Below are 16,192 nucleotides of genomic sequence, written 5' to 3'. Positions count from 1 at the left end.
ATTGGGATTTACATATTCTCCCTATGAAATTCTACCAAGCCTTCAATAGGACGTTGACGAATAACACCAACTATCAAATCATTTCGTTTTAACACAGAAGTGAGCTCATCCCTTAAATAATGGGCAATACTACCAACAAAATTAATTGGAACTTTTGTAGCCAGTTCAAATTGCATAACATAGTTATTAATAAACTGCTGAAAACCTTTATCAATAACACCTTTTGAATATGGATGCTCTTTATTTTCTATTAAAAACCGTGCGAAGGTCGCTAAATAAGTATTAGGATTAGGCTGTTTATAAAGGTTTTCCTTTATGGTATCTGCCTCTAAATCGTATTGCTGGGCAAACTTAAGACCTAAATCACCAGGCATTTTATGAAAGTAATAATCACGGATCAATTTTCTGCCAAAGTAATTACCACTACCATCATCCATGGGTATATACCCTAAGGAAGTAACTTTTTGGAACAGTTGGTTACCATCGTAATAACTACAATTAGAACCCGTTCCTAGAATACAAACAATACCTTGATGGCCAATTTTAGTCGTCGCAAAAATAGCGGCATAGGTATCTTCTTTTACATCTGTTTTGGAATTGGGAAAAAATTCCTTAAAAATATCCTTTAAAAACTTTTTCATTCTATCGGTACCACAACCCGCACCATAGAAATAAAGGTTTGTTACCTTCTCCCTGTTTTTAGAGAGCTCAAAGTTATTTGCCAACCTATCCTCTATAACATCTTTGGTCAACACCTCTGGGCTCAAACCTAATGTTTGGGTTAAAAAAAGCTCGTTCCCCTTATCATCCAAAGCAATCCAATCTGACTTGGTTGCCCCACTGTCCACTATTAAAATCATATTAATATCCCTTTAAAAAATAATCCTGAAAATAAGGAAAATTTACCTTATAATCAGGATTATTAAATTATTAAACAAAATGTTCGTTATAGCGTATTAACGTGTTGCATTAAGTCTACCATCTTGTTAGAAAAACCTGCTTCGTTATCATACCAGCAAATTAATTTAAAGAATTTAGAATTTAATTCAATTCCAGCATCTGCATCAAAAACACTAGTTTTAGCCTCACCAACAAAATCTTGTGAAACTACAGCTTCTTCGGTATAACCTAATACACCTTTTAACTCTCCTTCTGAGGCAGCTTTAAAAGCTTTCTTGATTTCCTCGTAAGAAGTTTCCTTTTCTAAACGTACTGTAAGATCCACCACAGAAACATCCGCTGTTGGAACCCTAAAAGCCATACCTGTAAGTTTTCCTTTAAGAGCTGGAATTACTTTAGTAACTGCTACGGCAGCACCAGTTGAGGCAGGAATTATGTTCAACATGGCACTTCTACCACCCCTCCAATCTTTTCTAGATGGGCCATCAACTGTCATCTGAGTAGCAGTTGTAGCGTGTACTGTAGTCATCAATGCCTCTTCAATACCAAAAGCATCATTCAATACTTTTGCCATTGGGGCCAAACAGTTGGTTGTACATGATGCATTTGAAACAATTGTATCAGTAGCTTTTACCTCTTTATGGTTTACGCCCATTACAAACATAGGTGCATCTTTGGATGGCGCTGAGATAACCACCTTAGAAGCACCCCCATCAATGTGATATTGTGCAGTTTCCAATGTTGTAAAAATACCTGTACACTCTGCAACCGTAGTTGCACCAACTTCATCCCACTTACAATTTTTAGGATCTCTTTCTGCAGTAATCCTAACTGTTTTACCATTTACAATTAAGTTACCATCTTTTACATCAATAGTACCATCAAAAGCACCATGAACAGAATCATATTTCAATAAATAGGCCAAGTGTTCAACATCCAACAAATCATTGATTGCAACTACATCTATATCACCACGTTTTACTGTTGTTCTAAACACCAGTCTTCCTATTCTACCGAATCCGTTAATTCCTATTTTTAAATTTGACATTTTCTCTGTTTTTATCGATTAAAATTATGTTGTCATTATTTCTGAAACCCTAATTAGTTCCTTGTCTATTTTTGTATGCCCTTTAATTGCCTTATTTATAGGTGTTAAGGTCAATTTATTATCCTGTATACCAACCATTAGGTTTGTTTTACCATCCAATAAAGCCTCAACGGCCTTCACCCCCATTCTACTGGCCAAAACCCTGTCATAACATGATGGCGCACCACCACGTTGCATGTGCCCCAATACGGATACCCTTACATCATAAATTGGTAAATGCTCCTCAACGTATTCCTTTAGCTCAAATACGTTCTTACCGGATTTATCGCCTTCGGCAACAATTACAATACTCGAGGATTTTCCAGACTCCTTGCTCCTTTTCAAAGATTCTAAAAGTCGATCCAAGCCTAAATTTTCCTCAGGAATTAAAATTTCCTCCGCTCCTGCTCCAACACCTGCATTCAATGCTATGTGACCTACGTCCCTTCCCATAACTTCCACGAAGAAAAGTCGGTTGTGGGAACTTGCCGTATCCCTTATTTTATCAATACAATCTACAACCGTATTCAAGGCCGTATCGAAACCTAAAGTAAAAGTTGTACCAAAAATATCATTGTCTATAGTACCTGGTATGCCAATTACAGGAAAATTAAATTCTTGGTTAAAAATCATTGCCCCAGTAAAACTACCATCTCCCCCTATCACAACAAAAGCATCAATACCCGCTTTTAACAATTGGTCATGTGCAACTTTTCTACCCTCTGGGGTTTTAAAATCCATACATCTGGCAGACTTGAGAATAGTCCCCCCTTTATTGATAATATTATTAACACTTCGTGCATCCATAGGTTTAAAATCACCCTCTATCATACCTTGGTATCCTCTATAAATACCAACGCAATCTAATTTCAAGTATGCACAGGTCCTAACTACTGATCTTATGGCGGCATTCATCCCTGGTGAATCACCACCAGATGTAAGTACCCCTATTTTTTTAATTTGTGAAGACATCGAAAAATTTAAGCCAACGAAATTAGTAAAAGTTATTGCAATAACGAAATACTAAACCGTAGCATTTGACACAAAAGTGATGAAAATCGTTTTCGTTGTTATATTTTAATCAAAAAATAATCTAAACCTATGTTTTATTAACTTAATCATAATCTTGGAGACTACATTTCTTACTGAATAGATTTAGGTTTGGCATAAAAACGCAGTAAGCTATCCTCTCCCATTGTTGAAATAGGTTCTTTATTCTCTATTTGATTTTCCTTAACTTTTGGCTCTTTATTTAAGATTTTTCTAAACAATTCCTTAAAACTATTAAAATCTACCTCATAAGAAAGGCCAGCGCCTTGTGTGGACCCTTGCTGATCGGGTAAAAACGCTTGGATCTCACTCTGCCGACTGAAAAATTTTGCACTTAGGCTTCCCTGTTCATTTAGCAATAACTGTATTTCAAAATCACCAGCCACCAACGTTTCACTGGCACCGCCAACTGGCACACCTACCTTACCGTTAAACAACACCCGATCGCTTATCTGGGTTGAAACGGTAACACCAATACGATCATTAGTTTCAATATCAGTATTCTGTATGCCTTGTTCATATGAGAGACCAAAGTTTAACTTATCGTTGCCTCCACTAAGAATCGAGTTTAAAATACCTGATGCGCTTTGTACCAGATTCCCCGTGATTGCCTGTTGGTTAATGCCACTTTGATCATTTACAAAAGTACCTTGCGCTAACAAGAAAATGGCATTTTTCTCTGCCACGGTTGGATCTTGTAACCTATAATCCAATTCAGATTGCACGATAGAATTAGTACCTGGGAAATTTATTCCAAATTCTATATCAGGACTTTGGAGCTCTCCAGTAAGCCGTATAACTACGTCTGTTGGTATTCTTTGTGTATAGCTTTGATTTCCCAACAAAGGTGCTGGATTGGCATTAAGGGAATAAACTGCCTCCATATCCAGATCAGCTTCCAGAGGTTTTTGGTCCCAATTGATAGTTCCTCCCGGCTGCACCCTAAACTTTTTATCTATTATACCCCCAAATTTATAATTGAACTCTCCCGTGACCACAACAAAATCCCCGTACATTTCAAATTTGCCATTGGTATTAATTTGTATTAATAAAATACCTTCCCCCGTACCTTTTAGAGAACTTCCTGTTTTGGTGTCGGTAACAATCTCAACCTCAGCATCTGGCGTCACATCTAAGTTAAACTCCAATTCTAGACCTTCATAATCCTTTAATTGCCTTTGTTCCTCAATGGTCTTAAGGCTATTTTTTTCGACAAAGTTTATAAAGGAGTAATCTCCAACACTAGCAACATCACTTAAGGGTATTTTTAGGGACGTACCTCTTGCCGTCTCTCCATCAACACTTATATTTAATGCTGTTGTTGGGCCGTAAATACGACCGGTACCATTAAGGAAACCAGTTCCATAATAAAGATCACCTTCTTTAAATTCTGTATCCAATATCAGGAACCTATTGTTATTGGTATCGACATTTAAATTTAACACCCAATTATCAAAATAACTGTGGGTAATAGTACCATCTAGGTTAGCTTGGGTACCCCTGGCAACATCGGTAAGCGCAATATTATCAAAATTAAATGTCTGATTGGACAAACGAACACGTGACCTGGGCGCAAAACTATAATCAACTTTTAAATACGGTATGGCAATTCCAGAATTATCCAAAGTTAGCAGACCATCAAAATTTGGATTGTCTACATCCCCTGTAATACTTACACGACCATCTAAATCACCTCTAATATTATCAATAACCCCTTCACCCAACGGACTAAATGGTTCTAAATCAAAATTATTGAAATTGGCCATTAGGTTTGCTTTGGGAATCTTTTCCTTGTTTTCTATTTTACCTACTACCCCAAACTTTTCAATGCCATTACTAGTTAGTTGGGAATTTACCTGAAACTCGGTAAGATCCCTGTTCCCGACAATACTTATGGCCAAATCGCCCAAGTCAATACCGTTAATGCCAAATCCAGTAATACCTAGGTTGGATGATGGTAGGTAAATACCATCTTTTTGAAGAATATTCAAATTACCATTTACCTCTCCTTGAAGTTTTAGACTATCAATTACTGGGGTAATCTTATCCAAGGAAACAATTTTAAATTGAAGCTGTAAGTCTTTATAGGTAGAATCTGCCAACTGGCCCTTTAACCTAATCTGCTCTCGCTGTTCATTGTTCATTACAATTTCTTGAATTGTAATACTATCCAAGGACCTATTGACGATAACCTTGTTCTTTGAATCGCCATCTTTGTTCAATATCCACTTATTCCCTTTAAAACTTATATCAGAAGTTTTAAGGCCAATTACAGATTTATTTTCCTTGTTGAACGTATGATAAAAATTAAGGTTATAACTATCATTATATTCACTTCCTCCCTTAAACTCCGACCTAAAAAACAGGGTGTCCTTTAAGGTAGTATTTATTAAGCTAAAATCTTTTAAATTATAGTATGGTGTGTTAAGATCGCCAACCGAAACAAAGGTGTTGAATAATGGGTTTTTATTATCAATGGTGACCTCTATATTATCCGCTTCATTGCCAAATGCAATTATACTGGGAGATTCAAAGTTCAATTTAAAATCTCCTTCATCTGATACAATTTTGCCTTTTATAAAAGTATTTGGGTCAAACTTAACTTCTGGAAAAAAGACATCTACAATTTTATTATAAATTTTGAAATTGAAGTTCAAATACTGGCCTGGTGAAATTTCAAAAGGTCTATAATTGGTATAGATACTACCCAAGGAGTTTTGTACCAGTTTGCCCAATTCATTAACCCTAAAATTACCTTTCATGAAACCGGTAATGATATCTGGAGAGTTTATGTTTATTATCCTGACAGAATCACTTTCAAAAGAGGATGTAATTGCAAAATCATCAAAATAATAGGTGTCATTGGCATTTTGGTAATTGGTCTGTGTAAATTTGATATCGCCAACAATATTGTCCAAATTTGTACCATTGATATCCATACTTACATTACCCCTAAATATAGAAACACTATCCGCAATGAAATTTAATTTTTTAAAATCCGCATAATCAACAGAGGCATTAAAATTAAAGTTGTTCCTTGTTTTACCAAGATCAGCAATTCCCTGAAAATCGAATCTTATGTTTTCATCATTACTCTTCAATGAACCATCAAACAATTGTTCCTTAAGCAATCCGGATACCTTTAGATCATTATAGGTGTACCCATTAAAATCAATGGCATAGATTTGTCCAATAATTTCCGTGTTTAACTTTTCCTGAGCAAAACCCCTACCTTCTACATTAAAATCCAAGGTGGTCTTACCCAAAGTCTTTCGCGCTACAAAATCCCCTAAATCAAAATCGATCAACGAGATAAACCCAACATAAGTAGCATCATCAATATTGTCAAAATCACTTAAAACGATATCAGCATAACTGCTTCCTATGGCCGTGTTTATGTTCACTTTGGCATCTACAGAAGAATTTGTAACCATAGCACCTCCCCTTATCGTAAATTGTCCTAATTTACTAAAAGTTGAAGGCAGTGAATTACCAATTAAATTGGGTAATAGGGCATTTAACTGGTAGTAACTACTGGTGATATTCTTCATTTGCGCATTAAGAACAAATGATTTCTGTTTGTTGAACAGGTTCTTAAAATTGAAATCCCCCCTTATTCCAGTATTATCTGAAAACAAGAATAAATCCTCCACGTTTAAATCATTTAAAACACCATTTAAATTGGTTGTAAAGGTTGCAGATTTCCCACTACCAAACTCATTGTATAAAAGATTGATTTCATCAAAAGAAACGATGGATTCCTCAAAGTTGGCAACAACATTTACCTTGTTCAAAAAATCTTTAAAATCTTCCCTGTTATAGTTGAAAATCAAATTGCCATCTAAAGTGGACAATGGGGTTTTAATAGCTAACGAATCAAACCTCATTTGCTGCTTGGTATACTTAAAATCGGTTTTTAATTGTGCTACCTTAATTCCCCTCTTACTTAAAAAAGATAAGTTGTCAATATCTGCAGAAACTTCAGGGCCTAAAATTTGGAAATCATTGGCGGTAATATTCAAATCCTTGAAATTTAGCATTTCTGGGGATTCCAAATTGTCATCTATATATTGAAACCTACTTTTTGCAATATCTATATAACTGGAAGAAAAGAAAAATGGTGGCGTGCCTGGGTCCCTGGGTTTACCGTCATCTAACTTATCAACAAAAACATTAATATTTGTTGTTTGTTCACCATAATAGTTTCTCAATTTAAAATGGAGCTCATTTATCTCTATATCACCAAATTCCAATCTTCCTTGGGCAAGATTACCAATGCTTACGATAGACGTTTTTAACTCATCTATATAAAACAGTGTATCCCTTTTATAATCCTCAACATATACCCCTTTTATTGCAGTATCCCAAGAAATTAGGGATACCCGCAAGCGATCAATATTTATGTTGGTACCATATTCCTTGTTGATGGATTTTGTGGCATAATTTGCAAGCTTGGTCTGTACAATGGGCAAGGAAAGTACGATGGTCCCTAAAACACATATCAATAAAAGAACCAATAGGGTTCGAATCAGTATTTTCCTTAGTTTTTTGATAGGGCTTTATGTTTTACCTTTGTACTCCAATTTTTATTCCAAACATGCCGGAAAAAGAAACTATTTATATCCTTGCCATTGAATCTTCTTGTGATGATACCTCGGTCGCAGTTCTAAAAAACAATTCCGTACTTAGCAATGTGGTGGCAAATCAGCAAATTCATGAGGAATATGGCGGTGTGGTACCCGAACTGGCATCACGCGCACATCAACAAAATATTGTTCCTGTAACAAATAAAGCTTTAGCCAAAGCAAATATCGATAAAAAACAATTATCAGCCATAGCATTTACGCGTGGGCCTGGACTAATGGGGTCCCTATTGGTAGGAACGTCGTTTGCAAAGTCGATGGCACTTGGTTTAGACATCCCGTTAATAGAGGTAAACCATATGCAAGCCCATATTTTGGCACATTTTATTGATGATGAAAAAATGAAGGCTCCAACCTTTCCGTTCTTGGCATTAACAATTAGTGGTGGCCACACACAAATTGTTCGAGTTAATGACTATTTTAAGATGGATATTCTTGGCCAAACATTAGACGATGCTGTTGGTGAAGCGTTTGATAAAAGCGCCAAAATATTAGGCTTACCCTACCCTGGCGGACCCTTAATAGACAAATATGCCGCATTAGGAAATCCAACCAAGTTTGAATTTCCCAAACCCAAGGTAAAAGAACTGGATTTTAGTTTTAGCGGATTAAAAACAAGTATTCTCTATTTTATACAAAAAAACACCGCAGAAAACCCAGATTTTATCAAGGAAAACTTAGAGGATATTTGTGCTTCCATACAATATACGATTGTAAATATTTTAATGGATAAGTTAAAAAAAGCAATAAAAAAGACAGGCATAAGAAAAGTAGCGGTAGGTGGTGGTGTTTCTGCAAACTCTGGAATTAGAAAAGCTTTATTAGACGCTCAAGACAAACTTGGCTGGGCAGTATATATCCCCAAATTTGAATATTGCACAGACAATGCCGGTATGATTGGTATAGTAGGTTATTTAAAATATAAAAATGCAGATTTTGTCAACCATGACATCTCGGCAAAAGCCAGATATGTCATTTAATTCATAGTCCATGCAACTTTTTTACAATCCAGAACTTGAAAATAAAACTACTCACTTCACTTTTGATTCTGGTGAGAGCAGGCATATTGTAAAAGTGTTGCGAAGAAAGGTTGGTGATGAGCTAAGTATAACCAATGGAAAAGGATTGTTTTTTAATGCCATTATAACAGATGACAATCCAAAAAATTGTACCGTTGAGATTATTGGGACTAGAACCGTTCACCCAAAGAAACATTGGCTACACATGGTAGTTGCACCCACCAAAATGAATGATCGGTATGAATGGTTTTTGGAAAAAGCCACTGAAATAGGTGTTCATGAAATAACACCAATATTTTGCGATAGATCAGAACGAAAAACAATAAAATTAGAACGTTTTGAAAAAGTGGTACAGTCCGCTATGAAACAGTCTTTTCAAGCGTATTTACCCAAAGTAAATCCGGCTATAAGTTTTAATGAGATCATGAAATCCCCTATGCATGGGGTATTGTTCATTGCCCATTGTGAAGATAATGAACGTTACGAATTAAAAAGAAAAATTGCACCTGACCAACCCACCACAATACTCATAGGTCCAGAAGGCGATTTTTCACCAAATGAAATAAAAACTGCAATGGCCAAGGGTTTTTTGCCGGTTTCTATGGGAAATAATAGATTGCGTACAGAAACCGCAGCTATAGTGGCCTGTACTATAGTAAATATGGTAAATAACGGATAGTTTATTTTTACTTTTTAATAAATGTCAATTTTAAAGCAATAATGTATTGCGTATCTAATTAGTTTTAATATTGCTTAAATTTGAATATAACACTATCAAATTCATGCCATCGTCAAAAAAGATATTTTTAGTCATTATTTTGTTTATTAGCTATGCATCTAGTTCACAGGACATTGCAATTTTAAAATACCAAGGTGGTGGCGATTGGTATTCCAATCCTACCGCATTACCTAATCTCATTGATTTTTGCAATAAAAATATTGGCACAAGAATTAATTCCAAACCAAAGACCGTAGCACCGGAAAGTAATCTCATTTTTCAATACCCGTTTCTACATATGACAGGACATGGCAATGTGGTTTTCTCCGATAGTGCTTTAGAAAATCTTAGAACATATTTAGTTGCAGGTGGCTTTTTACATATTGACGACAATTATGGCCTAAAACCATATGTCTTAAAACAATTGGAGCGTTTATTTCCCAACACACCCTTGGAGGAAGTTGGTGTTGACCACCCCATTTTCTCACAGGAATATAAATTTCCAAAAGGATTGCCTAAAATACACGAACATGATGGCGAACGACCACAAGCACTTGGTATTTTTCATAATCAAAGGCTTGTATTATTATTTACCATAGAATCAGATCTTGGTGATGGTTGGGAAGATGCAACAGTTCATAACGACCCAGAGGAAACCAGACAAAAAGCACTACAGATGGGAGCCAACATTATTTCATATGTTTTTAAAAATTAAAATATGACATCAGGTGTGATTTCAAAGGGTATTCTTAGGGCAATAGGGATAATTGCAGCCATAGCCCTTACACTTTACTTTTTATATATCATTCGTTCAGTACTGGCATATTTGGCAATGGCAGCCGTAGTAGCTTTGATTGGTAGGCCTATTGTCCTATTTTTAAGACGAAAATTAAAATTGCCCAATGTAATTTCCGTGATATTGACCATGTTATTAATGGTAAGTATTTTAGTAGGAATATTTGCGTTGTTTATTCCGTTACTATCAGAGCAAGGTAAAAACCTATCCTTGTTAAATATAGACGACCTTCAAACTAGCTTAAATCAACTTTACGGTCAAATAACCAATTACCTAGGGCTTTCAGATGAAATTGTAAAAGATGTCTTAGAAGAAACAGATTTAGAACAAAATATCTTAAAAGGCCTTGATATAGGCTTTATTCCAGATTTTCTAAATTCATTTTTAAATGTACTGAGTACAACTAGTATTGGTTTATTCTCTGTGTTGTTTATCTCTTTTTTCTTTTTGAAAGACAGCAAATTATTTCAAAATGGTCTACTTATATTTATTCCAAAAAATAAAGAAACGGGTACGGTCAATTCAATTGAGAAAATCAACGGACTATTATCCAGGTACTTCGTGGGCCTACTGCTGCAAATATTTATTCTCTTTGTAATATACACCATAGTGTTATTAATTGTTGGGATTGAAAATGCTATTGTAATAGCCTTTTTATGTGCCTTGTTCAATATAATACCCTATGTTGGCCCCATAATAGGGGGCATATTAATGCTGACCCTAACCATGACCAGTAATCTCGATGCTGATTTTAGTACGGTAATAGTACCTAATACTGGTTATGTACTTATAGGGCTTGTAATTGGTCAATTGGTTGATAATTTCTTTTCTCAACCATTTATTTTCTCTAACAGTGTCAAATCACACCCCTTAGAGATCTTTTTAATCATTATTATAGCAGGACTTCTTTTTGGTATTGTTGGTATGATTGTGGCTGTGCCAGGGTATACAGCATTAAAAGTTATTTTAAAACAATTTTTGGCCGATAATAAAATTGTCAAACGGCTTACTGAAAACCTATAAATTAGAGTGAATTTATCCCTATTAAAAGAAAAGGTTCAAGACTATATTGACAAAAACATAGACAACGACCCCATACAGCTACTGTTTAAAAAATCGGTATTCCCAAATTGTACCCAACAAGAAATTGTTGAACAGATCGAAGCAAAAGCGAAAGCAAGGAAAAAATTACCCACATGGTTCTCCTCTAAAGGAATTTACTATCCCAATAAATTAAATATTTCCCAAACCTCTTCAGAAGTTACCGCAAAGTACAAAGCAGATTTAGTTTCCGGCGAAACACTCATAGATGTAACTGGGGGCTTTGGTGTGGACACTCTGGCTTTTAGTAAAAAGATACAAAATGTTGTTTATGTAGAACAAAATGAAGATTTAGCCAAAATTGCTGAGCATAACTTTTTACAACTAAATGCCAATAACATAAAAGTTAGCCATATTAATGGGAGTGTTTTTTTAGAACAAACCCATGCTAGCTATGATTGGATATACATAGACCCCTCTAGAAGATCCGAAAGTAAGGAAAGGGTATTTCTGCTCAAAGACTGTTCTCCGGATGTAACTACAAACTTAAATCTTTATTTCTCGAAGTCGAATTCCATCCTAATAAAGGCTGGGCCATTATTGGACATAAAATCAGGTATAAATGAGCTTAAAAATGTAAAAGAGATTCACATTGTAGCTTTAGATAACGAGGTGAAAGAAATACTTTGGTTACTACAAAAGGACTATAAAGACGAACCTTTTATTAAAACAATAAACATTACTAAGTCAAAAGAGCAATTATTCACATTTAATTTAAAGGAAGAACAAGAAGCAATCTCAACCTACTCCGAACCGCTTTCATATTTATATGAACCTAACGTGGCTATTTTAAAATCTGGTGCCTTTATTTGTTTAGGCAAAAAACTTAACTTAAATAAGCTTCATAAGCATTCCCATCTCTATACATCTGATCAACTAATAGATTTCCCAGGACGGATATTTAGAATTGATAAAATTGAGCCGTTCTCAAAACATAGTATTTCGGCCTATAAAAATGGTAAAGCCAACATTACATCACGTAATTTCCCTGAAAGTGTAGCATTCATAAGAAAAAAATATAAAATTAAAGATGGAGGTGACCACTATATTTTTTTAACCATGGATAAAGAAGATAACTTAATATTAATTAGCTGCTCAAAAACGTAATGGGGTTCCTAGTAGTTTTCCAGATTTTTGTTTTTAAATCAATAGTAAATCGATTGCTAAAATCGCACAAAAAGTAAGAATATACGCTCGTTATCTGTACTTCTAAAACGTTTGAGTTAGGGCGTGCTACAACGTTGGAGTTTTGTTGTAAATCCAAAAAAAATTACCACATATCCAAACAAAGTTGTTAAAATTATAGATCAACACTTTACTAAAAAAGAACATCTGAAATTCTCACAAGACCAATAATAATAGGCTTTTTTAGCATATCCTTAATATACTCAAGGTTTTTTTGACACTTTATTTTTAAAAAAATTAAACTACCCCTAATTATTTTTTCATAATATTTTGTTATCATTATACCGAATTTGGTTTTTTTTTAACATTTAGACTACTCACCTAATATGTTTTAAAAAATTAATAATGAAATTAATTTAAACTAACAAACAACAAGGATTATGAATCAAAAACATGATTTCAAATCGTTAAAATCCAAAAGAAAGAATCGCTCTTTTGGAATTGGTATTTTAATGATGTTCATTTGTTTTGGCACTAATTTGGCCATGGCTAATGTAAAAACAACCTTTTCCAATTTAAAATTGGAAACTAAACTTCAATCTACTGTTACGGGTACTGTCACAGATGATACAGGCACACCACTTCCTGGTGCCAACGTCGTTGAGAAAGGTACTACTAATGGAACTCAAACAGATTTCGACGGTAATTATACCTTAAACGTAGAATCAGGAGCTATTCTCGTATTTAGCTATTTAGGTTTTCAATCTACAGAAATAGCAGTTGGAGGTAACTCAGTTGTAAACGCTACACTTGCAGAAGATGCTGCCGCATTAGATGAAGTAATTGTAACAGGTTATGCAACAGAAACAAAACGAGAAACTACAGCTGCGGTTTCTATTGTGAAAGCTGAAGAATTGGCAGCAATACCTTCAGGTAACGTAGAACAGCAATTACAAGGTAGGGTTGCGGGTGTAACTGTACTTACTAACGGTCAGCCTGGTACCTCTTCACAAATTCGTGTTCGTGGTTTTGGTGCTTTTGGTGGTAACGAACCATTATATGTAGTAGATGGGGTTCCCGTTCAAAACACTGAATTCTTAAATCCAGATGATATTGCAACTACCACAGTCCTTAAAGATGCTGCTGCTGCCTCTATCTATGGTGCTCGTGCGGCAAACGGAGTTGTAGTTTACACAACTAAGCAAGGATCAAGAACTAAACGTAAAACAAATATTACTTTAAATGTTTCCAGTGGTGTGAGTGACCCTAACGTTGCAGGTGCTCCACAAAACTTGAATCCTCAGGAAATGGCTGAGTATACGCACTTAGCATATGAGAACAATGCTGCGGCCAATGGAACTGCTCCACAATACACACATCCACAATATGGATCTAACGCTACACCTAGATTCCCTGATTACTTGCATGCAGATGGTCAAAATGGTGTGTTTGAGTCGGATATTAATTTGGCACAAATAAGAGCTAACTATGAGGCTGACCCATCCAATGTATTCTTGATCAAACCTAATTTGGCTGGAACTAACTGGTATAAGGAATTAACCCGTGTGGCTCCAATAAGTAGATTTACATTAGGATTTGATGGTGGTAATGAAAATGGTCGTTTTTACATGGGTCTTTCCGCACAGAATCAAGCAGGTATCCTTATTAACAATGATTTTTCTAGGTATACGGCAAGATTTAACTCGGAATGGGATTTGGCCCCTTGGTTAAGTATTGGTGAAAACTTCCAAGTAACTTACAGATCTGTAGTAGGTGGCTTTGGAGGCGAAGGCGGTATTGGTGGTGCAGATGATGAATCTGTAATCCTATCTGCCTACAGAATGCCAACAATTATTCCAGTTTATGATGAATTCGGTAGCTTTGCGAGTACAAGAGCTTCTGGTTTTAACAATCCTAGAAACCCTGTACGCCAACAAACTCTAGATCAACAAGATGATAAAAGTTACGGTATAGGTGGTTTTGGTAATATCTATCTTCTTTTAAAACCAATTGACGGCCTTACTGTAAGAACCAGTTTAGGAGGTTCTTATAGCAATAACTATTTTGTAAATTACGGTTTTAGATATTTAGGAGATTCAGAGCCTCAAGCTAGTAATAGTTTCAGTGAAGGTAGTGGATACAACTTCCAATGGACCTTTACCAATACGGCTACCTATGAGAAATTATTTGGTAAGCACAAAGTAAAGTTATTGGCAGGTCTAGAAGCATTGAATACCGGTGCAGGTAGAAACATTAATGGTAATGGTATTAACCCATTCTCTACAGATTTAGATTTTCAAAGTTTAAGTGTAGTACAAAGCCCTAATGTCTTCAGTAATCTATATTCTGGAGTTAATTTCTTCTCTACCTTTGGAAAATTAGATTATAATTTTGATGAGAGATATTATGTAACGGGTGTACTTCGTAGAGATGGCGCTTCCCGTTTTGGTGGCAACAATCGTTATGGAACTTTCCCTGCGGTATCTGGTGCTTGGAGGGTTATCGCTGAGCCATTTATGCAAAACCAAGATTTTATCTCTGATTTAAAGATTAGAGGTGGTTGGGGTCAAATGGGTAACTCCAATAACGTAGATCCAAACAACCAATACTCTCTTTATGCTTCTAATAGAGGAAATACATTTTACCCAATTCAAGGTCAAAATAGTGGTGCTGATGAAGGGTTTGCACAAAGTAGGATTGGTAACCCAGATGCAAAATGGGAAACAAGTACAACTGTAAACGTTGGGTTTGATGCTTCTTTCTTAAATGATAAGATAGAGGTTATTCTTGATTGGTGGAAAAAAGATACTGAAGACCTATTGTATCAATTGCCACTTGCAGGTGTTACTGGTAACTTTGCTGCTGCACCTTCTGTTAACATTGCTAGTATGGCAAACTCTGGTGTGGATTTTCAATTTATAGCAAGAGGTAATTTCTCAGAAGATCTATCTTTCACAGCTACTTTGAATAACTCATTCCTTAAGAACGAACTTACTTCTTTGGCTCCTGGATTAGATTTCTTTGATGGAGGGGCATACCGTGGTATCCAAGCCACAAGAAACGCTGTAGGCCAACCGCTTTCTTCTTTCTTTGGTTATGAGGTTATTGGGTATTTCAACTCTGCTGAGGAAGTTGCCAACTCTCCTTCACAGGATGGTAAGGGCTTAGGTCGTTTTAGATATGCTGATATTAACGGTGATGGTGCCATTACTCCAGATGATAGAACTTTTATTGGTTCTCCAGTACCGGATTACACGGGTGGTGCTACTATTAACTTAAAATATAAGAACTTAGAGTTTGAAACCTATTGGTTTGCCTCTGTTGGTAATGAAATATTTAACCAATCTAAATGGTTTACAGATTTCTTTGGTACTTTTGAAGGCTCTGCTAAAGGACAAGCTGCTAAGCGTTCTTGGACTCCTCAACTAGGAAATAATGCTGGTGCCCCAATTTGGGAAAGTGCTTCTAACTTAAGTACGAGTGGTGCAGGTAACTCTTGGTATGTAGAAGATGGTACTTATGTAAGGTTACAACGTTTAGCATTATCCTATGATTTTATTGATTTAACGGATAAATTAGGACTTAGCAAATTTAAAGTTGGTCTTTCTGCAAATAACATTTGGACAATTACCAACTATAGTGGATTAGATCCAGGAATTGGTGGTGGTGCTGATACCAACTTTGGTATCGATGTGGGTAACTACCCTTCTTCACCACAATATTTGATAACCCTAGAAATGGGCATATAATCTA

General features: G+C 35.6%; 10 protein-coding genes. 6 read left to right on the top strand and 4 right to left on the bottom strand.

The features are described 5' to 3' along the window. Positions 1-8: 8 nt before the first annotated feature. The 4 genes from ACOCEA_RS16425 to ACOCEA_RS16410 all read right to left on the bottom strand — a co-directional run bounded on the left by ACOCEA_RS16425 (position 9) and on the right by ACOCEA_RS16410 (position 7,554). A complete protein-coding gene (locus ACOCEA_RS16425) occupies positions 9-860 on the bottom strand; it encodes an N-acetylglucosamine kinase (RefSeq protein WP_420757359.1) in 852 nt (283 codons plus the stop codon). A gap of 86 nt (positions 861-946) precedes the next feature. Then, positions 947-1,948, bottom strand: coding sequence for a type I glyceraldehyde-3-phosphate dehydrogenase (gap, locus tag ACOCEA_RS16420; protein WP_420757358.1), 1,002 nt, complete (start codon positions 1,946-1,948; stop codon positions 947-949). Between the two features lie 24 nt (positions 1,949-1,972). Next, positions 1,973-2,959, bottom strand: a complete 987-nt coding sequence (pfkA, locus tag ACOCEA_RS16415; protein WP_420757357.1) for a 6-phosphofructokinase — start codon at positions 2,957-2,959, stop codon at positions 1,973-1,975. Positions 2,960-3,129: 170 nt separating this feature from the next. Continuing rightward, positions 3,130-7,554, bottom strand: a complete 4,425-nt coding sequence (locus tag ACOCEA_RS16410) for a translocation/assembly module TamB domain-containing protein (RefSeq protein WP_420757356.1) — start codon at positions 7,552-7,554, stop codon at positions 3,130-3,132. An 80-nt stretch (positions 7,555-7,634) separates the two neighbouring features. On the opposite strand from ACOCEA_RS16410, the gene tsaD reads away from it, so the two are divergent. The 6 genes from tsaD to ACOCEA_RS16380 all read left to right on the top strand — a co-directional run bounded on the left by tsaD (position 7,635) and on the right by ACOCEA_RS16380 (position 16,188). Beyond that, positions 7,635-8,660 carry a tRNA (adenosine(37)-N6)-threonylcarbamoyltransferase complex transferase subunit TsaD gene (gene tsaD, locus ACOCEA_RS16405; protein WP_420757355.1) on the top strand — a complete coding sequence of 342 codons (1,026 nt, stop codon included), beginning with the start codon at positions 7,635-7,637 and terminating at the stop codon, positions 8,658-8,660. Between the two features lie 10 nt (positions 8,661-8,670). Beyond that, on the top strand, positions 8,671-9,378 hold the full coding sequence (locus tag ACOCEA_RS16400) for a 16S rRNA (uracil(1498)-N(3))-methyltransferase (RefSeq protein WP_420757354.1): 708 nt from the start codon (positions 8,671-8,673) through the stop codon (positions 9,376-9,378). Positions 9,379-9,481: 103 nt separating this feature from the next. Continuing rightward, positions 9,482-10,132 (top strand): DUF4159 domain-containing protein, encoded by a 651-nt coding sequence (locus ACOCEA_RS16395; protein WP_420757353.1) that lies wholly within the window; start codon positions 9,482-9,484, stop codon positions 10,130-10,132. A gap of 3 nt (positions 10,133-10,135) precedes the next feature. Next, complete coding sequence (locus ACOCEA_RS16390) at positions 10,136-11,236, top strand: AI-2E family transporter (RefSeq protein WP_420757352.1); 1,101 nt, start codon at positions 10,136-10,138, stop codon at positions 11,234-11,236. A 6-nt stretch (positions 11,237-11,242) separates the two neighbouring features. Then, a complete protein-coding gene (locus ACOCEA_RS16385) occupies positions 11,243-12,421 on the top strand; it encodes a class I SAM-dependent methyltransferase (protein WP_420757351.1) in 1,179 nt (392 codons plus the stop codon). 458 nt (positions 12,422-12,879) lie between these two features. After that, positions 12,880-16,188 carry a SusC/RagA family TonB-linked outer membrane protein gene (locus ACOCEA_RS16380; protein ID WP_420757350.1) on the top strand — a complete coding sequence of 1,103 codons (3,309 nt, stop codon included), beginning with the start codon at positions 12,880-12,882 and terminating at the stop codon, positions 16,186-16,188. Positions 16,189-16,192 lie beyond the last annotated feature (4 nt).

It is taken from the genome of Maribacter luteocoastalis (genome assembly GCF_048890225.1).
Lineage (GTDB): Bacteria > Bacteroidota > Bacteroidia > Flavobacteriales > Flavobacteriaceae > Maribacter > Maribacter luteocoastalis.
This window is presented reverse-complemented; position numbering and strand designations above follow the sequence as displayed.